Origin of the sequence: Methylohalomonas lacus (assembly GCF_024808875.1) — a bacterium.
Classification (GTDB): Bacteria; Pseudomonadota; Gammaproteobacteria; order Methylohalomonadales; family Methylohalomonadaceae; genus Methylohalomonas; species Methylohalomonas lacus.
This window is the reverse complement of the sequence record NZ_JANUCT010000004.1, coordinates 174,225-195,911: the sequence shown is the minus strand read 5'-3', so window position 1 is coordinate 195,911 and position 21,687 is coordinate 174,225. Positions and strand designations below refer to the sequence as shown.

The 21,687-nt window shown below is 54.1% G+C and carries 20 protein-coding genes and 1 pseudogene; 14 read left to right on the top strand and 7 right to left on the bottom strand.

The window, feature by feature from the left end:
* The 4 genes and pseudogenes from J2T55_RS04160 to J2T55_RS04145 form a co-directional block, all read left to right on the top strand.
* Positions 1-120 (top strand): annotated as a pseudogene (locus J2T55_RS04160) (IS5/IS1182 family transposase); the annotation flags it as partial.
* Between the two features lie 225 nt (positions 121-345).
* A complete protein-coding gene (locus tag J2T55_RS04155; protein WP_259054424.1) occupies positions 346-615 on the top strand; it encodes a hypothetical protein in 270 nt (89 codons plus the stop codon).
* Positions 616-1,226: 611 nt separating this feature from the next.
* Positions 1,227-1,817, top strand: a complete 591-nt coding sequence (locus tag J2T55_RS04150) for a PEP-CTERM sorting domain-containing protein (protein ID WP_259054423.1) — start codon at positions 1,227-1,229, stop codon at positions 1,815-1,817.
* 259 nt (positions 1,818-2,076) lie between these two features.
* The gene (locus J2T55_RS04145; RefSeq protein ID WP_259054422.1) at positions 2,077-2,388 is read left to right on the top strand and encodes a BON domain-containing protein; all 312 of its coding nucleotides are present in this window, start codon (positions 2,077-2,079) and stop codon (positions 2,386-2,388) included.
* A 102-nt stretch (positions 2,389-2,490) separates the two neighbouring features.
* Here the strand turns inward: J2T55_RS04145 and J2T55_RS04140 are convergent, their stop codons facing one another.
* Positions 2,491-2,676 (bottom strand): hypothetical protein, encoded by a 186-nt coding sequence (locus J2T55_RS04140; protein WP_259054421.1) that lies wholly within the window; start codon positions 2,674-2,676, stop codon positions 2,491-2,493.
* Positions 2,677-2,926: 250 nt separating this feature from the next.
* Here J2T55_RS04140 and J2T55_RS04135 point away from each other — a divergent pair, with 250 nt between their 5' ends.
* Complete coding sequence (locus J2T55_RS04135; protein ID WP_259054420.1) at positions 2,927-4,183, top strand: DUF2254 domain-containing protein; 1,257 nt, start codon at positions 2,927-2,929, stop codon at positions 4,181-4,183.
* A gap of 181 nt (positions 4,184-4,364) precedes the next feature.
* Here J2T55_RS04135 and J2T55_RS04130 read toward each other — a convergent pair whose 3' ends face one another.
* A complete protein-coding gene (locus J2T55_RS04130; RefSeq protein WP_407660025.1) occupies positions 4,365-5,435 on the bottom strand; it encodes a fatty acid desaturase in 1,071 nt (356 codons plus the stop codon).
* Between the two features lie 525 nt (positions 5,436-5,960).
* On the opposite strand from J2T55_RS04130, the gene J2T55_RS04125 reads away from it, so the two are divergent.
* Together J2T55_RS04125 and J2T55_RS04120 are read left to right on the top strand one after the other, a co-directional pair.
* Positions 5,961-6,125: a hypothetical protein gene (locus J2T55_RS04125; RefSeq protein ID WP_259054419.1), complete on the top strand. Its 165-nt coding sequence runs from the start codon at positions 5,961-5,963 to the stop codon at positions 6,123-6,125.
* A gap of 232 nt (positions 6,126-6,357) precedes the next feature.
* The gene (locus J2T55_RS04120; protein WP_259054417.1) at positions 6,358-6,981 is read left to right on the top strand and encodes a PRC-barrel domain-containing protein; all 624 of its coding nucleotides are present in this window, start codon (positions 6,358-6,360) and stop codon (positions 6,979-6,981) included.
* 93 nt (positions 6,982-7,074) lie between these two features.
* Here the strand turns inward: J2T55_RS04120 and J2T55_RS04115 are convergent, their stop codons facing one another.
* Entirely contained in the window at positions 7,075-7,983 is a 909-nt protein-coding gene (locus tag J2T55_RS04115; protein ID WP_259054416.1) for a matrixin family metalloprotease, read from the bottom strand.
* Between the two features lie 720 nt (positions 7,984-8,703).
* Here J2T55_RS04115 and J2T55_RS04110 point away from each other — a divergent pair.
* From J2T55_RS04110 to J2T55_RS04085, 6 genes are all read left to right on the top strand, one after another.
* Entirely contained in the window at positions 8,704-9,429 is a 726-nt protein-coding gene (locus J2T55_RS04110) for a peptidase (protein ID WP_259054414.1), read from the top strand.
* An 11-nt stretch (positions 9,430-9,440) separates the two neighbouring features.
* Positions 9,441-10,193: an N-formylglutamate amidohydrolase gene (locus J2T55_RS04105; RefSeq protein ID WP_259054413.1), complete on the top strand. Its 753-nt coding sequence runs from the start codon at positions 9,441-9,443 to the stop codon at positions 10,191-10,193.
* 43 nt (positions 10,194-10,236) lie between these two features.
* The gene (locus tag J2T55_RS04100; RefSeq protein ID WP_259054412.1) at positions 10,237-11,082 is read left to right on the top strand and encodes a transglutaminase-like domain-containing protein; all 846 of its coding nucleotides are present in this window, start codon (positions 10,237-10,239) and stop codon (positions 11,080-11,082) included.
* A 116-nt stretch (positions 11,083-11,198) separates the two neighbouring features.
* On the top strand, positions 11,199-11,378 hold the full coding sequence (locus tag J2T55_RS04095; protein WP_259054411.1) for a CsbD family protein: 180 nt from the start codon (positions 11,199-11,201) through the stop codon (positions 11,376-11,378).
* Between the two features lie 469 nt (positions 11,379-11,847).
* Positions 11,848-12,063: a DUF3185 family protein gene (locus J2T55_RS04090; protein ID WP_259054409.1), complete on the top strand. Its 216-nt coding sequence runs from the start codon at positions 11,848-11,850 to the stop codon at positions 12,061-12,063.
* A 14-nt stretch (positions 12,064-12,077) separates the two neighbouring features.
* On the top strand, positions 12,078-13,256 hold the full coding sequence (locus tag J2T55_RS04085) for an AI-2E family transporter (protein WP_259054408.1): 1,179 nt from the start codon (positions 12,078-12,080) through the stop codon (positions 13,254-13,256).
* Positions 13,257-13,551: 295 nt separating this feature from the next.
* Here J2T55_RS04085 and J2T55_RS04080 read toward each other — a convergent pair whose 3' ends face one another.
* From J2T55_RS04080 to J2T55_RS04075, 3 genes are all read right to left on the bottom strand, one after another.
* On the bottom strand, positions 13,552-13,839 hold the full coding sequence (locus tag J2T55_RS04080) for a hypothetical protein (protein ID WP_259054407.1): 288 nt from the start codon (positions 13,837-13,839) through the stop codon (positions 13,552-13,554).
* Positions 13,840-14,317: 478 nt separating this feature from the next.
* The gene (locus J2T55_RS13225; RefSeq protein ID WP_407660029.1) at positions 14,318-14,506 is read right to left on the bottom strand and encodes a helix-turn-helix domain-containing protein; all 189 of its coding nucleotides are present in this window, start codon (positions 14,504-14,506) and stop codon (positions 14,318-14,320) included.
* A 6-nt stretch (positions 14,507-14,512) separates the two neighbouring features.
* Complete coding sequence (locus J2T55_RS04075; protein WP_259054406.1) at positions 14,513-14,731, bottom strand: helix-turn-helix domain-containing protein; 219 nt, start codon at positions 14,729-14,731, stop codon at positions 14,513-14,515.
* Positions 14,732-15,154: 423 nt separating this feature from the next.
* Here J2T55_RS04075 and J2T55_RS04070 point away from each other — a divergent pair, with 423 nt between their 5' ends.
* The gene (locus J2T55_RS04070; protein WP_259054404.1) at positions 15,155-20,530 is read left to right on the top strand and encodes a diguanylate cyclase domain-containing protein; all 5,376 of its coding nucleotides are present in this window, start codon (positions 15,155-15,157) and stop codon (positions 20,528-20,530) included.
* Between the two features lie 525 nt (positions 20,531-21,055).
* On the opposite strand, the gene J2T55_RS04060 is transcribed toward J2T55_RS04070, so the two are convergent.
* Positions 21,056-21,469: a plastocyanin/azurin family copper-binding protein gene (locus J2T55_RS04060; protein ID WP_259054403.1), complete on the bottom strand. Its 414-nt coding sequence runs from the start codon at positions 21,467-21,469 to the stop codon at positions 21,056-21,058.
* Positions 21,470-21,687: the final 218 nt, after the last annotated feature.

The window sequence follows — 21,687 nt, the reverse complement described above, 5'->3', positions numbered from 1 at the left end:
GAAAACGCTTTTGCCCGGCTCAAGCACTTCCGCGCCATCGCCACGCGCTATGACAAACTGCAGCGAAACTATGCCAGTATGATTGCGTTGGCCTGTGCAATCATGTGGCTGCCCATGTGAAAGATCAACAGGCCCTAGTCTCGCTGATCCATAAATCAGCCTACACAGTCAGCACAATAGACCGCCGTCTTTATGAGGCGGTCTTTCTTTTTTCTGGTCATAGTATTCTTTCAGTAAAATCTTTGGATAAGTGAGCTGACGCACTTACGCTGCGGTTATTTACCGTTATCGTCTAATGTATCCTGAGCTTTTCGCATTCAGGCAGAGATACCACGGGAGGTTTGCATGGGCAGATTGAGCGAAAATAAAATCAAGAAAACTTTTAAACAGTACCTCTTAACGCTTGCCAGTAATACTTTACAATGTGCCAGCATGGTCGATGATGATGTTATAAGCCAAAAACCTCCGCAGCAACAAGCCATACCCGGCGTGGATGTTCTCAAGAGCAAGTGGAAACAGCATGCCAGCTCTTCCGGAATTGCCTGGGACAGGTTTAGCGAGGACGAGACAGCGAAGTCAGTAGGGCATGGACAAAAAACAACCAGTTCGGTCTAGTAATATTATTCTATTTTTGGCCGTTAGCTAAGAGGCCGTTTTCAACGGCACGTCAATCTACTCGCAATATTCTGCCATACGCTTAAGTATGCCGTGCAGGTCATAGCGGTTTACAGTATTTGATTCAAAACCATCAACGCGGCGATCTGCGCTGCATCCCGTTCAGTGCAAACTGCCATATCCAATAGCCAATGTGGTAGGCAGTATTCGTGCACTGTCCGCATATGGTTTTTCTTCTAGTCATGATCCTTGATTAATTGATCATGAAGTATCCGGCCGGACCTGAAACCGGACACACTCTCTGCTTATGGACTTCCCTCTTGTCTTTGTCGGCAATTTTTACAAAAGGAGAATGGAGCAAGAGAATAGTGTTCAACCTAATTAACTGATTTAACTGTAGTTTTAAAACATGGCACTTGTCAGTGCAAAATTTAATGTTAATGGCGCAATTATCTGTAAAGCGTCCCTGACAAATATCCCGCCAGCAGTTAAAGGTTTATCATATAATTCATTGTTTTATATACAAAATAATTTAGTGGCATAGTATGTGCATCTAATTTATACAGCAGGCATCTTGCCTGCAAAAAGCTATATAAATGAGGGAACATATCATGAGTACTTTTAAAACCAACATTTTAAGAATGTTTGCAGTGCTGACCGTGAGTGCCTTCTCACTGACAGCCGTGCAGGCGACACCTATTGAAGGTGAAGTCCTGTTCGGTGGTACAGTGACAGCAGATACGGCCAACATTAAGGACGCGACTATGCTGACATTTGGAAATGCCGTCGTTACAGATGCCTTTGGTGCCCCGGCACTCGACAATGTCGGTAGCGGCGACGCAGCCTCGTTCAATAACATGAACCTGGATCCCTTCAGCGCAGTGGAACCCCTGTGGACCGTCCTGGCTACAGATAGCGGCGGTACCTACGACTGGATGTTTGATCTGACCAGTATTAATGCTATTGACAGAAGCACCAGCAGTCAGCTTAATGTTTTCGGTACAGGCGTTTTGCGCAGCAGTAATGGCGACCTGGAAGATACCATTGCTAATTTCTCGTTATCGGCTGATTCGTCCGGTGGCAGGATTGCTTTCTCCTCCACGACTTCCGTTCCGGAACCGGCTACTCTCGGGTTGTTAGGTCTTGGTCTGGTGGCGCTGGGTGCGACACGTCGTCGCCGTGGAACAGCTGTTAGCGCCTAAAAGCATCTACAGAGTAGTAGTAGTTTGAAGTTAGTATGGAAAAACCCGCCTTTGAGGCGGGTTTTTTTTGCATATCCGTTTTTCTTATCGTTTAAATATGTAATTAATTATGTTCTATAACGTACAGATGCTTGTGCTTTCTGTGCTTATTCTGAATACGCTGAGTCCGGCTTTTAATCTATTCTCGAGAAAATGGATCCAGCCTGGATGCGTTAATGTACGCAATTAATAGTTATTGCACCGATTAAGGATATTGAACATGAAAAGTCTGAAATATTTATCATCATTTGTTGCGATTTTCGCATTACTTGTTATGTCAGGTTGTGCATCGACGGATACGCAGTCGGGAACGGGTGAATATGTTGATGATACTGTGATAACAACCAAGGTTAAGGCCGCCATATTCAATGAACCAACATTGAAATCTGCCGAGATTAATGTTGAAACCTTCAAAGGGGTCGTTCAATTAAGTGGCTTTGTTTCTTCTCAGGACAATATCAATAGGGCGGTTTCTGTTGCGCGTAATGTTGGTGGCGTTGTCTCAGTTGAAAATGACATGCAACTCAAATAATATCTTGGACGGTTATTAACTCATCAGTTGGCCGTTTTGAAAGGAGTGAGTACGAAAAAGCTTCAAATCTCACTACATCACTTTCTTGTAGACTAAATAGATTTAGTCCTTGATCCGATATATGAGCTCTCCATGCTTGTCTATTTCGGCACGGTTTTCCAGGAGATCCTCGGCAACATGTAGCGGCAGGTCTGTGAAGCAGATTGCCAGCCGTCTCGGTGTCCAGTGCTTGCGTCGGGCCAGAACGACAATGTGCTCCGGGTGGATGTTGTAAGGATGAACATACATTGCGCTTCTGTCACATCAACGAGTGATGGTTTATATATACATGTAGTCTGCTATTACAGTCAGACAGGTTCGGTTCGTTGACGCACACTTCTAGACAACTTGTAGGTTAAATTGATCCTATGATTCTATATTCTTGCGACGCGATCGATAATTATTTCGATTGTTAGCACGGCTTTATGGCGTAATTATCTGACCGGCAATTAAGAAGTTGACCCCGGCCCGCGAAGCGGGGCATATGAAGGTGACAGAAATGGACTCGAAACCCCTCTGGATTATTCGCCAGTCACTCAAGAAAGTCTGGGTACGGGTTGTCAGTATTGCCTTACTGGCCATTCTAACGGTCGGACTTGCACCAGTGCTCGCGCCGTATCTGCCGACAGGGTTAAGTACCAGCCTCGGCACTGTTGCAGTGGATCAGATACTTACTATCCTGGCCTCTTCAATGCTCGTCGTTACTACGTTCTCGCTCTCGATCGCCGTATCCGCGTTCTCGGCGGCAGCCAACACTGCAACACCCCGGGCAACGGCACTCCTGCAGGAAGATCCGACGACGCAGAATGTACTAGCAACTTTTCTAGGAGCCTTCCTGTTCAGCCTTATCGGTCTGATCGCCCTGCGTAGCGATATCTATGACCGGGCAGGGCGCATGCTCCTGTTTCTGGCTACGCTAGCCGTGGTCGCGCTCGTTATCCTGGCGCTGCTGCGATGGATCAGTCATCTCATGACCTTCGGTAGGATGGACGATACGCTCGACCGTGTAGAGCAGGCTGCCGCTCACTCGCTTGAAGGACGGCTCGCCCAACCTTATCTCGGCGGTCAGCCGTTATATGGCGCTGTTCCCCAGGACGCTGTACCAGTCTTGGCACTCAATACGGGTTATATCCAGCATATTGATATCAATGCACTGGCCGAATGTGCAGAAGCAATCGACGCGGAACTCTATATCGACGCATTGCCTGGCAGCTTCGTCCACGAGGCGGTAAATATGCTGCATATACGGGGCGCCAAAGCCAGCGAGGATCAGGTATCCGAGTTACGCCGCGCTTTCACGCTCGGCAAGGAACGCACATTCAGCCAGGATCCGCGGTTTGGGGTGATCGTACTCTCCGAAATCGCCTCAAGAGCGCTATCGTCAGCCGTGAATGATCCGGGAACAGCGATCAGTGTGATAGGGCGCCTTGTTCGGATATTGTCGAGCTGGACTGATTACACTGACTCTGCCGTTGATTATCCGGCCGTGCATGTACCGCCCGTGCTTCCTGCCGATATTATGTACGATGCCTTTCGACCGATCGCCCGTGATGGCGCCGCCTTGGTCGAAGTGCAGATACGACTGCACAAGGCGCTCAAAGCGTTGGGCCAAATAGCGCCGAGAAACTTCGCTCCGGCGGCGGCATCACTATCCGACTATGCACTTGAGCGTGCCAGGTCTGCGGGACTGAATCCGGCTGAGCTGAGCACTTTGGAAGCGGCGGTAGTCGAGAGCAAAGCTATCATGCCGTCATGAGAGACAGACGCCTCCAGTAAGCGAGAGTCGTGGCGCGGCTGCCCCCGGCCGCCATGGATGTGAGTGACTTTGCATGGACAAACCCTGATTGTGGAGCCGCGATGGCCGCCACGGTCGTTTAGTCCTGATTTCTCACCCGCTCGTCGTAGCTGCGAATCTGGCGGGCATTCCTGCGTTGTGCTTAGTCGATAGGCTCAACGTACTGGCGAATATGCTTCTGCGCCCGGATCGAGTCGCGCCGAGCCTCGCGAAACGACACCAGTCGGCGCTTGTCCTCGTCCCACAGGGCGAGGCGCACCGCGGCGACGCTCTGGCGCAGGCTGATGCGGCTGATATTGGCGAGCTCGGGATGGTCACGCAGTACTTCCGACAGCCGGTACGACGGAATTCGGCAGCAGAGGTGGTGCAGGTGATGGACGCCGATGTTGGCACTGAACCAGCGCAGGAGCCCCGGCAGGACGTAGTGTGAGCTGCCGTGCAGAGCCGACTCGTCAAACGTCCAGTCTTCTTCGTGCGCCCAATAGGTGTCCTCAAACTGGTGCTGGACGTAGAACAGCCACACACCGATCGATGCCGCCAACAGCGTGATCGGCAACTGCACGAGCAGGAAAGTGGACACCCCGACCGCCACCATCAGTCCGCCCCAGAGTGCCACAATGACCGCATTGGTCGCCATCGTGCTGGCCCAGGGTTTCCAGCCGACGCGCATGAACCCGACCGGCAGACGATAGTCCAGCAGGAACACCCAGGCCGGTCCGATTCCGAACAGCACGATCGGATGGCGATACAGGCGATAGCGCCAACGCTGCCATCGCGGCAGACTCTGGTATTCGCGCACGGTCAGGGTATCGACGCCACCGATGTACGGGCGGTCGAGGTTACCGGAGGTCGCGTGATGGGTATTGTGCGTGTGGCGCCAGAAGTCGTGGGGCGTCAGCGTCAACACGCCGATGGCCCGTCCGACCCAGTCATTCGCGCGTTGCGAGGCAAAGAACGAACGATGGCCGCAGTCGTGCTGGATCATGAACAGGCGGACGAGGAAAGCGGCTGCCGGGACGGCGAGCGCGAATCCGGCCCAGTAGCCCGCGCTCAGCGTGTACCACAGCAGGATCCAGGTCGTGGCGAATGGGATCGCCGTGACCAGGAGCTCAAGCACACTGCGCCGGGTGTGCGGGGCGCTGTAGCCGCGCAGGACCCCGCGCAATGCCTGCGGCCTGGCGGCGAGATCGAGATCGATGGTTTGTGCTTGCAAGTCGGGACTCCGAGCGCCGGCAAGAAGGCGTGCGCCCGTAGTTGCGATAGCTGGGCGTGGGCCGGCTCCGGCGCGAATCTGGATTTTTTATGCTGTGCCTCTGCGGCGCGGAGATCGGTACGACAACGCACACTTGCCCAGTCTTCCTAGATTGCGCATAATATATATTATGTTAAATAATGCAGGGAGGGGTGCTACCCTGAGAAATTCAATGCGAGTGGCAGGATGAACTGCTTGATTACAAAGGATTGTCACTTCTGATTGGTCTAGGTATGCCTATCTTGGGGCCCTGGCAGCAATTCACGTTGGCCGCCTGACTAACCTCTCGAGCACGGCCACCTGTCATGGTTTCCTGGCTACGCCCGATGGCTGCCATCGATGCGTGCTGGTCGGCCCCGTCTAGCAGCATTCAGGCATCAGCGCCCGACATGCCTATGCGGCCGCATCAACAACCGATTCGGCCGCTTTACGGCGCAGCCCAGCCCCGCGACTGGGACGAGATGTTTACCGGTCAAGCTCGTCCGCATGGAGACAGGGCCCGCCTGGGGATCGGATCATTTTCCCGTTTTTATCGAACATAGTCTTGAACCTGGAGCAGAAGCCGCGCAGGAAGAACCCGATGCGGACGTGGCAGAAGAAGAGCAGGTAGATAAGATGATCGAAAATGGGAAGCAAAAACCGGACGAATAAGCCTATCGGAGGTATCGATTCCGCTAGAAGGCAAAAAAATATAGCCGAACAAGTCCTACCCTTTCTGCTCCCGCCTTAGTGTGTCAGCGAACCGACAGACCAAGTCCCCTGGCGTACTTTAGAACCTCATCTCAGTCGTTCCCCGGTAAGGATGTCGGGAAAGAAAAGCTGTGATTAAGCGAGTAAAAGGACAATTTGTCCAACTAACATTCCCGAGTTGAAGGAGCTTTATATGAACAAGCTACATTCATTTACATTCTATGCATTGATTACGCCAGCTATGACGTTAGGTGCAAGTTCTGTTCTGGCTGAAAAATCTGCTGACCAGGATATGGATAGTGAACAGTGGAGTACTATTGAAGAGTCTAGTACTATGGATCATAAAAAAAAGAGCGACGACAAGCACACTGATTCTGGCTCGCATCCAGCAGTAGAACACTCCCAGCGTGATAAGAACCAGCAATCCATTAGTGAAGACGGCAAACAGCGAGCCATGAATTCAGGCTCGCATCCAGCGGCAGAAAACTCCCAGCGTGACAAGTCACACACGAAGAACCAGGGCTATACGGCTTCTGCTGCGGCTAATGGCATGCAGGCGAGCGACCTGATCGGTGCTGAGGTTAGCACCAGTAGTGATGAGAAAGTGGGCTCGGTGCGTGATCTGATTCTTGACGAGAACGGACAGGTCGTGGCTATTGTAGTCGGTGCCGGTGGCTTCCTGGGCCTGGGTGAGAAGGACGTAGCCATTGGCTGGGACAACGTAACGCGATCAGATTCTTCTGATGAGCAGGAACTGCGGATTGATATGACCCGTGATGAACTGCGCGATGCGCCGAAGTTTGAAATGCAGGATTAAATTCCGGTAACCACATTATTTATTTATAGTTGAATGAATAGACGGCAGCGGCGAAAGTCTCTGCCGTTTCCATACTCGTCCGGCTAAAACATTTTACCAGATGCCCACATCGGCATCCCACGCCAGTTCCACACTGTCCCAGAACAGTGCATCACCCTTCTCTCCGATACCCAGGAAACCGCCTATAACGGTTACAATACCGCCGTCCTTATCAATGATGAAATCGCTGATGGATTCAATCTCCTTGTCCTCGGTCATGCTTATCAAGGAATGACCGATTAGATTGTTGGCGCGATATGCCTCGGTCGGCTTATCGGCCAGATGGGTGTCGAAGCCATTGGCTGGTCCTCCGTCATCGGTGGCACGCCCATAGAGCCGCCGGACGCCGCGCAAATCGCCGGGCTGCAAATCATCGAAGGACTCGGTGTAGCGAAATGCCATCACCTGCCCAGATGGCCCGGGATGGTCCAGACCGATGGCGTGGCCGATCTCGTGAATCAGTGTATAGCGGATGTCGTAGATATCCTCATCACCGTCGAACCCGACCTTCCACTTGTGGTCGGGATTCAGGCATACAAGCCCCTGCTCGATGGCGCGTACATCCGCCTCTGGCTCGGGCGCGTAGGATACGTCGGCGAATGCCCGCCCGCGCGGCCGGCCCTGGGCGCCGAGGACAATATCTGCATCCCGGACATCGCTGACCTCATGGAATGACAGACTGGCGGCGCGTTCCCAAACTCGAAACGCCGCCGCGGTCTCGCGCGCCAACGTCTCCATGGATAGATTCTCACCCAAAAGCGCTTCAATCGGCGCCAAATCCCGGCAGTTACGCGCGTCATCGAACCGTAGCGTCTCAACGGCAAAGGCATAGCTGACGCTGGCCCCCACTCCCAATCGCCGGTCTCCCCACTTCACCTTGTAGCCGTCCAGCTCGAGTAGCCGATACCCTTCTTCGCCGGCATGGGCAGACAGCGGGAACGCCAATGACAGAAAACAGGCCATTATTAGCGCTAGCCTGGGAAGGTGTACACGCGTGACTATTCGCACCGCAGTCTCCTAGCCTGGATACCTGGAAGCATTTGGAATCGACTCTGCAAGAGCACTTAATAACGAACAACGAATAAGTGCGCCACCGCACCGACAAAGCGTGTTTTTATGCCCAAACTAAAAGTGGGCATCTTTGTCCTAGCGAACTGTATTCAAGCCGAACTGGCTAACGCTAGCGGCAATCCTGGTAGAAGTCAATTAATCAAGTAGCCGGGAGTAGGTGCTGGTGACGAACAATTGTGCTCGTGATTCCCCCCTGAAACTGGCGCAGGATTATCGGAGAAGCGTTCGCTAACGCACCGAAGCAGAATTCTTGCAATGGTAAAAAGGATTATACATAGCAACAAAAGGAAACGAACCGTGAACCAAATAATCTGGATTGTAGGTGCAGTTGTCATAGTGTTGTTTATACTGGGTTTCCTGGGCATGCGCTAAATAACGCGAAAAATGTGCCGACGCGGGCATCGCCGTTCCGCAAACTGTGGCAAAGCTAGCGCCTTAGTAGGTGCTTCTACAAATGGACGAACAACGATTCCTTGTTATTTTAGCGGCTCACCATTTAATTCTATAACAGACCTGTTTTTCTGGGCGCCTATGTCTTTGCCCTACCATCGGTTACCGTGAGCTTTATGAGGTAACCGCACCTTTGACTAATCCACGTTTCCGGCGGGTGCAATGACCTACTGTGTCGGTGTAATGCTAGAGAGCGGCATGATATTCGCGTCGGATTCCCGCACCCATGCCGGCGTCGATAACTTTGCCAGTTTTTGCAAACTGAATCTCTTTGAGCGGGCTGGGGACCGGGTTATCGTGTTGCTAAGTTCGGGTAACCTCGGTGGTACCCAGGCGGTCATCAGCATTCTCAGGCAAAACGGGAAACGACCTGACTGCCCTAGCCTATGGAACGCCGAATCCATGTTTGACGTTGCGTTACTGGTCTCGGATGCCATGCGATTAGTGGACAGACGCGACGGTCAACACTTGAAGAAAAATAATAATGGGTTTCACGCCTCGTTCATACTAGGCGGTCAGATCAGGGGCGAGCCGCCGCGTCTCTTTCGTATCTATGCCGAAGGCAATTTTATCGAGGCTGGAGACCAAACGCCCTATTTTCAGACTGGTGAAACCAAATACGGGAAGCCCATTATTGACTGGGCAATAACCCGTTCTACAACACTCAATGACGCCACGAAGTGTGTCCTTGTATCTTTCGAATCTACCATGCGCAGCAATTTGTCCGTCGGCATGCCGATTGATCTGATCTGTTACAAGCTCGACAGTTTCGCAGTCACCATGCGTCGACGATTCGATCCGGACGATGCCTATTTCACGACATTGGGCAAGGAGTGGAGTGCAGGTACCCGAGAAGTCTTCGGTCGGTTGCCTGACCTGGACTGGTAGAGCTACCGAACATGCAGTCTGAATGCGCTACTCAAGAACAAAAAGCAACGTCAACAGCGACTTCTCTGATGATAACCTGCGAGCATGGCGGCAATCGGGTCCCGGCACCCTATCGCCATCTATTTCGTAGCTGCAGCACATTACTGGAAAGCCATCGCGGTTTTGATCCGGGGGCACTGGTCATGGCCACTGCCCTGGCTAGAAATTTCGACGCGCCACTACAGACTTCCACGGTAAGCCGTCTGGTGGTGGATCTGAATCGTTCCATCGGACATCGAAACCTGCATTCGGATGCAATTCGCGCGCTACCTACCGCAATTCGGCAAGAGATAGTAGAACACTATTATCAACCCTATCGCACGCAAGCCGAACGCCAGGTCGCACAGGGGATTGCCCAGCGGGGCAGAGTGATTCACATCTCCTGCCACAGTTTCACAAACAACTTCAATGGCATGGTGCGCCACGCAGATATCGGCCTGCTCTATGATCCGACCCGGCAAGGAGAAAGCACCCTATGCGCAAACTGGAAGTCTGTACTCAATTTGTCTGCACCTGACCTTAAAGTTCGTCGCAACTTCCCCTATGAAGGCCGCAACGATGGTTTCACTGCAACGTTGAGGAAGAAATTCCCGTCCGACAACTATCTGGGTATCGAGCTGGAACTAAACCAGAAAAATCTTCTGTTTCCTGCAAAGCAGTGGACTGTCCTGAGGAACTCGATCATCACCTCTTTGGATACAGTACTCAGGGGCTATCATTCATGACAGCCCAACCTGCAAAACATGACTACAGCTCAGGACCCAAATTATGAAGATACGTATTGGCTACGAACTGGTATTCGATTGCCCCAAACCAACTCCGATGATCCTCACACTGAAGGTGCACTCCACTAGGGTCACGGATCTGATTTTTTCGGACCCAATTGTTGCAGATCCACTAGTGACCGTTGATACCTTTTTCGACAGCTACGGGAACCAAAGCGCACGTATCGTCGCGCCCAAAGGTATTCTGCGTCTATCCACGGATGCCGTCATCAATGACAGCGGCTTGCCCGATGCGGTGAATCCGCAGGCGCGACAGACACCGGTTGAACAACTTCCAGACGATACATTGCAGTTCCTGCTTGGTAGTAGATACTGCGAAACGGATCTACTGGGTGATACGGCATGGCAATTGTTTAGCAATAATGTCACAGGCTGGTCAAGAGCCCAGGCAATATGCGATTACGTTCACCATCATATTGCCTTCGGCTACCACGATGCACGAAACACAAGAACCGCGTGGGAAGTCTTTCAGGAGAAAAAGGGCGTATGCCGCGACTTCGCGCATCTCGCCATCGCATTCTGCCGCTGCATGAATATTCCAGCCCGTTACTGCACTGGTTATCTGGGCGACATGGGCATTCCACCACCCTATGGAGAAATGGATTTTGCGGCTTGGTTTGAAGTCTACCTCGACGGCAAGTGGTACATATTTGATCCGCGTAACAATATGCCGCGTATCGGACGTATTCTTATCGCCCGTGGCCGTGATGCCGCTGATGTAGCCATCAGCACGGCGTTCGGGCCTAACACACTGAAATCCTTCAAGGTGCACACAGACGAGAGCGATGAGAGCTGCTCCAGCTCGACAACCCGAATCAGCATAAGTTAGACAACACACCGACCAGAGCTCAAGTTTCAGTTATATTAGGATACCTAACCCTGCATCTACATGAGTTCATGGTAAGAGGCAGAACCCAAACGAAATAAACATCTGGAGATCAGCTCATGAACAAGAATCAGGTCAAGGGTCGTGCGAAAGAAGCAAAGGGAAAGGTTAAGGAGGTTGCCGGCAAGGTAACCGGTAACGAAAGCATGGAACACAAGGGTAAAGCCGAGAAGCATGGCGGCAAGGCTGAAGCCAAGTACGGAGATATAAAAAGCGATGTCAAGAAAGCGACGCAATGAACTATTCAACGACACAATAGAAGAGTAGTTACGCTGCCGTCGATGATATACAGCCCGGATCTACGTTGCGGATTGCCACCTCTATTAGCGGCTATGAGGTCTGTAACTTTCAGGATGAGAGGTTCGGCAAGATTTAAGACGTCATACTCGACATGACTGAGGGCAGGATACGTTACGCAGTCTTGGCATACGACGTTTTCTGAACATGATTGAACGCCTTTTTGCTGTTCCATGAATGGCCTTGAAGCAAGATATTAAATACAAGCGTTTCATGCTCGACGTAGATGTCTAGCGCTAGAAAAACGCGTCGGAATTTGACAAGGAAAAATGGCCAAATATTACCGCTTATCCGAAACAACTGTGCCAACGAGTTCATATATCATGATGAATTAGAGTGGCGGTCAGGGCACCATTCTTTTAACAATAGAATACTGTTGCCTCGCATCACATCAACCAGAAGGGGATTTAAATGGCAAGTAATAGAATTCTGGCTCTTGTATTGCTAGTTGTGGGTTTAATCCTACTTTTCTTTGCGTACCAGTCGTCCCAAAGCCTGGGCGATCAAGTGTCCGAGGCCGTTACCGGCCGCTTCACTGACTCCACCACCTGGCACCTGATCCTTGGCGCGGCTTCTACGACGGCCGGTGTTGGACTGCTGCTGTTCGGTAAATCCGTAAATAACTAACGCAGAGATTCCCAATGCCCCACGACACGCAGGAATCCCTGTTTGGCGGGGCGAAGGATACCGGTCAAAACCCGGCCGCGTTACGTCCGGATAAACAACTATTCAACGCGGTTGAGTTACGCCTGTTTCGCTACACAGCGATTCTGTTGTGTCTGGTAGCAATGACCGCGCTGATCGGAATTATCGTGTGGGCATTCGGCTGGTTACTAAATGTATTCTACAACTTGCTCTTGCCACTGTCCCTGGCCGGTATACTGGCGCTAGTGCTATATCCGGTGGTGGAGTTTCTCGAGAGCCGGCTTCGCCTACCCCGCATGCTGGCCATCATTCTTCTGCTGGTGGTCTTCGTCGTGGGTATCTGCGGCCTGATCTTCTTGCTCGTTCCTATCCTGGCCAGTCAGACCGTCCAGTTGATGACTGTTTTGCCCGACATACTGGCAAGCTGGCAGGCCTATTTCTCCATTCACTTCCCGGTACTCAGTTCCATGATCTCCACTGGCATGGAAAGCAGTGATGGGGAAGAGTCCCGGCCAGTCCTGGAAGGCACAGGCAGGATCATCATGTCCTCTCTGGGACTGTTGGCAGGTATCAGTTTCGTGCCCCTGTTCCTGTTCTTCACTCTGCTCTCCGGGGATTTACTCCGGGGACAGGCGACCGAACTGTTATCCGTTTTCCAGAAGCGCACCCAGCAGAAAGTGCTGTATTTCATGGATGTGTTCGTGGGATACGTTACCGCCTTCTTTCAGGGCCAGCTGATCATCGCCGTGTGCATGGGTACCTTATATGCCCTGAGCTTTACGCTTGTCGGCTTGGAGTTCGGCGTGCTTGTCGGCCTAGTGCTAGGGTTACTGAATATCGTCCCCTTTTTGGGCACCCTGATCGGACTGCTGGTGGTCCTGCCCATGGCCTATCTGCAACCGGGTGGCGGCATTGAGTTACTGCTCCTGACCGGACTGGTATTCGCGGCGGTGCAACTGCTGGAAAGCTGGTTACTGACACCGAGAATAATGGCCAACCGCTCGGGCCTGCACCCCGCACTTGTAGTTATTTCACTGTTCTTCTGGGGCACAGCCCTGGGCGGCATTATCGGCATGGTGCTCGCGGTTCCCCTGACGGCGTTCTTCGTAGCCATCTGGAGCGAGATTAAGACCAGTCTGAAACGCTCGCTGAGCAGCCAGGATGATAGGCCATAAAGCAAGCGAGCCACTACCGACGCGGCCGACGGGAACGACAGCATCCGGGACATCACGCGCATCCTGAAGACCCTGTCGTTGACATGGTACGCCGTGTGGTGTGGAGGCGCGGCTGTTCGGGCACACGGTGCTAGTGATGGAAACAAACTTGATGGTTGCGCTGCTGCTGCTGGGTAACTGACTACTTATCGGGGCGGCTGGCGATGGTGCTGCCAGCCTACAAGCCTTCAGCATGATAGACGCCCTGCTGACGGTGGCTCTGGCACACCTGATGCCTGCGAGCCGCAACGAGATACTATGACCGACGTCTTAAAGCAGACAGCAAGGTCCCTGCGGCAAAGGCAAGACCCAGGGAGGTCAAGGGCTTATCCTGCACAAAAACGCTAATGGAGTGCAGGGTTTCGTCAGAGCGTTTCCTGGCTTTTTGCCCGACATCTCTGATACGGGCCTCCGCATCGATGGCGTCATGGCGGATCCGTTCCTCGGCCTTGCCCGCCGTCTTGGCGAATTGGTTCACCGACTCGTGGGCGCGCTCAGAGAGACGGTCTGTGGTGGCATGGTCGCCACGTGCTTGTTTACTCATTTTATTCTCCATTGCTGTAGTGGACATGGGCGGACACCGTTCGGCATTCACGGGTAAGTACTGGGGAGTCTCTCGCAAATGCCAACACCTGTCTGCGTGGCAACGAACGAAGGCGCAAATTCATCACTGCAATTGACCAACGCGCTCATCCACTCTCACAGCGTAAAGTGGTCAATGGACCGAGGAAGCGCAGTTTCAACGGCGTATACGCCACCGAACAGATCATTCCGTGAGATGCTGTCATGATGTGATCCAACCATACTGGTAAATAGAGATGAATCACATTGCGCAAGCGTTGCAACTGATATTCCAGTACAGCCCGGAACCGCCCTTCTCCGCCGGCCGGCCTGAAACCACCCCGGCGCATATAATCCAGATCGTTGAATCCAAGGTTAGCCAATAGAAATCGAACGGTATTGTCGAGTACTGCCGCAATAATCAGGAGCGCTTGCCCGAAGCTGTGATCTGAGGCATACGCTTAGAACCGGGAACGATATTCCTGGGGAGTGACACAGAGCTCCCGCAGAAATGTCCTGCGCATCTGCTCCTCACTCCTGAATCCGCACTGGCCGGCAGTTTCCTTCAAGTCCGCGGTTTTGTTTTCGAGCAGTATGCGGGCATGCCGAAGTCGCAGTTTCTCAATGAATTTACCCGGCGTATCATCCAGTTCTTTCTAGAACAGCCGGGTGAAGTTGCGCGGGCTCATATTGACCCTGTCGGCAAGCTTTTCAATGGACAGATCCGCAGTCAGGTTCTGCATGATACAGTCTATGAATTCGCTGAATTGTTTCTGCCCGCCCGGCCGCTTGTAGAAAAGCACCAGCTTGCGGGCGATGCTCATAGCCAGTTCCTTGTCTTCATCCTCCTCGACCAGTGCCAATGCTAGGTCCATGCTGGCTGTTATTCTAAATAGCTGATCCGAATTGTGCTATAGAATGGCCGGCGCCGGGGAATGGCTGCACGGCTTTGATCAAGCCTTCTGGCTTTCTTTGACCGGTGGTTCCAGGGTGTTCCCTTACAAATATGCAAGGAGCCTTTTCTACGTTACCGACGCAACCGAGCGCTCTCTAACATATTGATTATTCTGTAGAACCTGGAGCTTGGGAAATTTTTCCAACACTTAGTCAGGAGACTCCAATCGCGAAAGCGATGTCGAATTCGGACGAGTTATGCTAGAAACTGCGGACATATTACGGTTTGAGACCCATGTTCTGGTCGTGGAAACATAAACTGGCCGTTTTGGCCACTTTATGTCCATCAGGCGGATAGGCGAGGGATCTCAGCTCAGCGCCCTCACTCTGCACGGGAATCGTTAATGCAGCAGCGCTTCGAAACCTATCACGTAATATCGCAAATCTACGCCAGCGCCCGAACGCTGGTGGTAGCGGCCCGCAGGCGCGACAACGACGCGACTGTCGTGCTCAAGGTTCCGCAACCGGGGCAGCGTGGCGACGAGCTGGCGGCGAATTACGCCAAGGAAGCAAAATACCGGCGTGCCCTGGGCCAGGGTGAAGTCGAGGTGGATCGCCACATGGGCTTGCCGCTGCTAGTCATACCGGGTTTGGGGGAGGTCGCCCTACGCGACTTGTTGCGGTCATCAGAGACCTTGCAATTAGGTACCTGGCTCAAGATAGCGCGGGCGGCCAGCCAGCAGCTCAAGGAACTACATGCGCTGGGTGTGTTGCACCGGGATGTGCACCCTGGCAATTTGTTGTGGAATTCTTCGACTGAGCGCGTTGCGCTGGTCGATTTCGAGCTGGCCGTGCCCCTCATTCACGCTGGTGCCAAGCCCATCGATCAGCAGCGTCTGGGAGCTATGCTGCCCTATATGGCACCTGAAACGACCGGGCGAATGAATGTCGGGGTGGACGAGCGCAGCGACTTATACGCGCTGGGCGCCACGCTGTATGAAGCGCTGCTCGGTGAGCCACCCTTCACCGCAACCGATCCGCTGGAACTAGCCCACCAGCACATGACGCAGGCTCCGATTCCTCCGCATCAACGCCGGGCGGACATCCCGAGCATCGTTTCGGCGATGATCCTGAAGCTTCTGGATAAATCACCGGACCGACGATACCAGAGTGCACGAGGTTTGGAATTTGACCTGAGTCTTGCGCAGGAGCAGTTTGCGGGTGCGGGTCAGGTAGACCATTTTGAGCTGGGTCGCCACGATATCCCCGATCGCTACCAACCGGGTACCGGGCTGTACGGACGTGATACTGAGCGCATGGCGCTTTTGCAGGCTTTGAATCAGGTTCGGGGAGGCGGGCGCATGGTCTACATCATCGCCGGCTATTCAGGAATCGGCAAAACGAGTCTTGTACACCAATTGCGAGAGCCAACGCTTTCGGCGGGCGGAATTTACGCCGAAGGTAAATGTGATCAGTACCAGCGGCTGCAGCCCTACTCGGCGTGGGCCCGGGCTTTAGATTCCATCGTTGCGCAAATTCTGGCGCGACCGCAAGCTCAGCGTGATGTGGTCGCAGAGAAGGTTCTGGCGGCGGTCGGCAGTAACGGCGGCCTGCTAACCGCTATCGTGCCGTCGTTGGAGCACCTGATCGGCTCCCAGCCTGTCGTCAACGAATTGGGGGTCCGTGAAGCCCAGAACCGTCTGGACTATGTATTTGTTGCTTTTCTTGGCAGCCTGTCAGCCGAATTGACGCCGCTGGTGATTTTCCTCGACGACCTGCAGTGGATGGACCGCCCCTCACTGGACCTGCTGCAGGCGATTGCGCAGTCCCAGGAGGCTCGAAAACTGCTGGTTGTCGGCGCCTATCGGGATAACGAGGTCGATGCGGCGCACCCGCTGCAAGAGGTATTGAGGGTGATGCGTAACGAAGCGCCAGAGGTGTTGCGTATCACGACGCTGGGTAATCTCTCGGCTGCCGACATTGGCGCGATGATCGCCACCAATCTGAATATGGCTCGCGAGGCCGCCGACGAGTTGGCCGCCACGGTATACGCCAAAACGGGTGGTAACCCTTTTTTCAGTCACCAGTTGCTCAAGCGGATGGCGGACCTGCGCGTTTTGCGTTTCGACGAAGCCAAGCTGCGTTGGTTGTGGGATTCCGAACAGCTCGATGCAATGCCACCAGCCGATAATGTAATCGACCTGCTGCTGCAGCGATTGCGTGAGCTGCCGGAACGAACTCAGGAAATGCTGCGACTAGGCGCTTCCATCGGTGTTCGGTTCGAACCCGCTGTGCTGACTACGGTGGCGGACTGCTCTGGCCAGGATGCCGAAAAGGCCTTGAAGCCGGCGCTGAAGGAAGGCTTGTTGATCTGGGATGCGTATAGTCTGAAGTTTGCGCACGACCGGGTGCAACAAGCGGCCTACGATCTGATCGCTCCGGATGCCCGCGCCGCACTGCACTTGCGCATTGGCCGCCAGCTCGTGGCCGCCCACGACGGATCGTTATCGGGGCGGCAACTATTCGACACCATTGCGCACTTCGAGCGCGGCCAAGCCTCATTGCACGAGCCCGCTGAGCGACAGCGAATCGCCGCCCTGTCTGCGGAAGCCGCGCATCGAGCCCAGGCCGCCAGCGCACATGACGTCGCCTTGCGTTATTATCGCCTGGCTCTGACGCTTGCCGGTGAAGATGCCTGGCGCGATGACCCGGAAAAACACTGGGACCTTTACCTCGATGCTCTCCGGAGCGAATTCAACAACGCCAATCACGATAGAGTCGAGAAGATGATAGCGGTGGCGGCGGCACACGCTCGTACCCGACTGGATCGTGTCGTACTGTTCGAACTCGAATGCCAGTTTGCAGTCGCGCGTAATGACCAAAATGCAGCGATCGATCTGGCTCTCCAGGCGCTTGAGCTGCTGGATATCCGCTTCGCGCTCGACGCACCGGGACTCGTCGAACAGGCCGCCCGGCTACGTGCGGAGATCCGGTTGCCGTCTCAAGGCATATCGACACTCGCCAAGATGGCCGAAATGCACGAGCCCGAGCATCTGGCTGCGGTTCGAGTCATGGTGAGTGCCGCTGGTGCAGCATATGTCATGCGACCCAAACTTTGGGAGGTGCTGACGCTGCAGATGGTCAAGACGACCTTGGCACAGGGTCGTTCACCGCTGGCAGCTTTCGCCTACGGCTTCTACGGCGTTCTATTAGCCGGTGTCTATCAAGACATAGACAAGGGCTATGCCTTTGGCCGTCTATCGATCCAATTATTGGATCACTACGGCGTAGAACCCTTGCGGGCCAAGATCATCAATCTATTCGACGTGTTCGTGCGCCACTGGAAGGAGCATTTGCGCAAGTCTCTCGAAGAACTCCCGCGCGGCCTGCAAAGCGGCATTGATTATGGTGACTTCGAGTACGGCAGCTATAACGCCATTCAGCATGGCAAACACCAGGTGATTTGTGGTTGTCCGCTCGATGAGGTCCTCGAGCAACAAAACGCCTATATTCGCATCATCGATCGCCTGAAGATGGGCTATCACCTGGACTTTGCGCATATCTGGCGGCAGCTGGCGATCAATCTCAGCGGGCGGGCCAGGGATCCGCTGGCCCTGGCCGGTGATGAGTATGACGCCGACGCGCTGATTCCGCGCCTGATCGCGCAATCCAGCAATTTTCTGGTTTTCAATATCTACTGTACGCAGACCATGCTGGCCTATTTGCTGGGACGCAACGAACAAGCGCTGGCGGCGGCCGACGCGGCGGCCCAATACAGCAACTACGTGTCGGGCATGGCGGAAATTGCCGAGCACAATTTTTACCACTCACTGTGCCTGTTGGCTGCCCTCGAGTCCGGCGCCGCGCTCCACAATCGCCGTTTGTTGCGCCAGGTTGCGAGAAACCAGCGTCGTCTCGATGTTTGGGCTCGGCATGCGCCGATGAACTTCCTGCACAAATACAAGCTCGTCGTGGCGGAGCGTCTGCGCCGATCTTCCTCGCCGCATCGAGCTGCCCGTTTTTATGAACAATCGATTCAGGGCGCGCGCGAAACATACTATTTGAACGATCAGGCCCTGGCCACTGAGCTTTACGCTGAGTACATGCTGGAGCGGGGGAGCACCCTTCTCGCGGCCGGTCTGATTCGCGAGGCAATGGTCCTGTATGGCCGTTGGCAGGCGTACGAAAAAGTGCGCCAGTTGAGCAAACGCTATGCGCATGAACTACAGGTGGTCGCCGAGAGCGATACGAAACCGACGAACAACTCTTCTGACGCGGCGGTGAATTTCGATGTGCAGTCGGCACTGCGTGCCTCAGTGGCGATTGCCAGCGAAACCGATGTCGACGCGCTCAAGTGCAGGCTGATGCTGATTCTGGCCGAAAGTGCCGGTGCCGAGCGCGGGCTGCTGGTGCTCAAAGACGATTCCGAGTGGGTGCTGGCTGCGGAGTTCGATGAAGCCGGCACGCAAACCACGGAATCAGCGTTGCTGGGAGCATCCAACGTGCCCCAGGTCGTGTTCGCCCAGGTCATGCGACGACAACAGAGCCTGGTGCTGGACGATTCGGCCGATTCCGACGATGTCTGGGAGGATCCGTACTTCGAGGCCCATGATGTTCCTTCGCTACTGTGCCTGCCGCTCTTGCACGGTAACGAGGTACGCGGCTTACTCTACCTGGAAAATCGACAGATGCCGCGGGTTTTCTCTCCCAACAGCGTCAAGGTCATAGAAATCCTCGCGGCACAAGCGATCGTAGCCATCGAGAAAGCGCGGCTCCTGACCACGCTCGAGCAGCGGGTTGAAGCACGTACCCAGGAGCTGAGCCGGGCCAAGTACGAACTAGAACAGGCGAATACTTCATTAAGGGTTTCCGAAGAGCGGTTCCGGTTAGCCATGCGGGCCACCAGCGAAGGGTTATTCGACTGGGATCTGGTTTCGGGCGAGATATTTTTCTCGCCTGGGTGGAAACGCATGCTGGGCTATGGCGATCATGAGCTCGGCAATTCTCGTGACACCTGGCTGGGCTTGATCGACACGGCTCAGCGCGATGCCGTGTCTTCTGATATGGATGCTCATCTTGCCGGAGAGCGTCACAACATCGAGCTCGAGTACCGGATGCGTCATCGGGACGGGCATAGCGTTGAGGTGCTTACGCGCGCGTCAATCGTGCGTGCGCAAGACGGTACAGCGCTGCGCATTGTTGGCTGCAATGTCGATGTTACTGCCGAACGGGAGGAACAGGCTGCGATCACCTACCAGGCGCTGCACGATCTATTGACCGGGCTTCCCAATCGCGTACTTTTTACGGAACGTCTCGACGCGGCGCGCAAGGCCCTGCAGCGCAACGGCACACCTTTCGCACTGCATTTGCTCGATCTGGACAGGTTCAAGAAGTGCAACGACACGCTCGGCCATTCAGCCGGTGACGAGGTGCTACGGCAGACCGGCGCGCGGATTCAGGCGGTTTTGCGCGAGACCGATACGGTCGCCCGGCTTGGCGGCGACGAGTTTGCGGTCATTCAGGCTGGCGTGAGTCGGTCAGAGGACGTTCATATGGTTGCCGATAAACTTATCGCCTCGATCGGCCAACCCATCTTGCTCAAGGATGGGGTCGTGACTGATGTGGGATGCAGCATCGGTATTCGCATTGTTGAAAACTCGGCATTGTCCGCCGACATGCTGATACGCCAGGCCGACATCGCTTTGTATCGCTCGAAGAATGGCGGGCGGGGGCTGGCTACAGTGTTTTCCGATGAGCTAAACGGCAGCGCCGACCGATAGGGAAACCGGAAAATCAGGACACCCGAGTGACTGCTTATAGGCTCGAAATCAATGGACCAATGAGGTACGGCAACAGAGGTGGATTAGACCGCGATTTTCCACCAATCTCCCGTATCGCGCGGGCGACCCAGGTATCGTGCGTGGCCTGCGAGTGTTTTGATTGAACACTTGCAGAGGAGACGGGGTTGCATGGCGCTCCACTGCATGAAGTGCGCGCCGAGCGTCGACTTACCCACACCGATACGGCCGATACTCGCGCGCGCTGTCGTGGACCTTCTGCAGAATCTGAACGACCCAATCTCCGACTCTCAGGTGGTCACTGTCGAGCTGGTTTCGACAACCTCTTTGTACCGTTCACCGACGGTCACCCGGCCGGTTCAATGCGGGTCGTGCTGTCCGGTTTCGTGGACGCAGAAGGCAACGCCCGCGGCCGGCCTGCGGGGGTATCATTGCTTGGTTTGAAATAAAAAAGCCCGGCACCAAGGCCGGGCTTTTGCATCGTTAACGGGAAACGTTAACTGATGTTTACTTGACCTTCTTGGCCTTGATCAGGGCGCGCTTGTACATGCCCTTGGCATTTTTCTCGACGGCGTCCATGTTCTTCGGTTCACCGACGATGATCGCACCGACCATGCCCATGGCGAAGTGCGGGTCGCACTTGTACAGATACACGCCTTCCTTATCAAAGGTCTTGGACACGTTGTCACCCAGCGAGGAAGCGAAAGCTTCGGCGCCTTCCGGAATGTTGCCTTCCTCAAAGTTGACATTATGGCCGCTCATGTTGCTCCAGCGAACCTTGTCGCCCGGCTCAATCTTCAGGGCCACCGGGTCGAAGGCGGTCGCCTTGGCATTAACAGTATGCTCTTCGGCCAGCGCGGAAGCACTCACACCGAGCATCAGCAGAGACAGAACACCTGCATAAAGCTTATTACGTAACATTGTCTACACCTCTGTTTTGGACTTAAGTTTTATTTAGTTACTACCAGCCATTGCGGTATTCCGAGCTCCCGCAATGGCCTATGCCTATAAGAAAGGCAAAGTGCCAGGAAGTTTCCCATCTATTTGATGGAATTCTCACTATGCAAAAATTAAGGAAACGCATATTCCAGGCGACGGGGTGCCATTTGGAAAATGGCAGGCGGTCATTCGAACTGCCC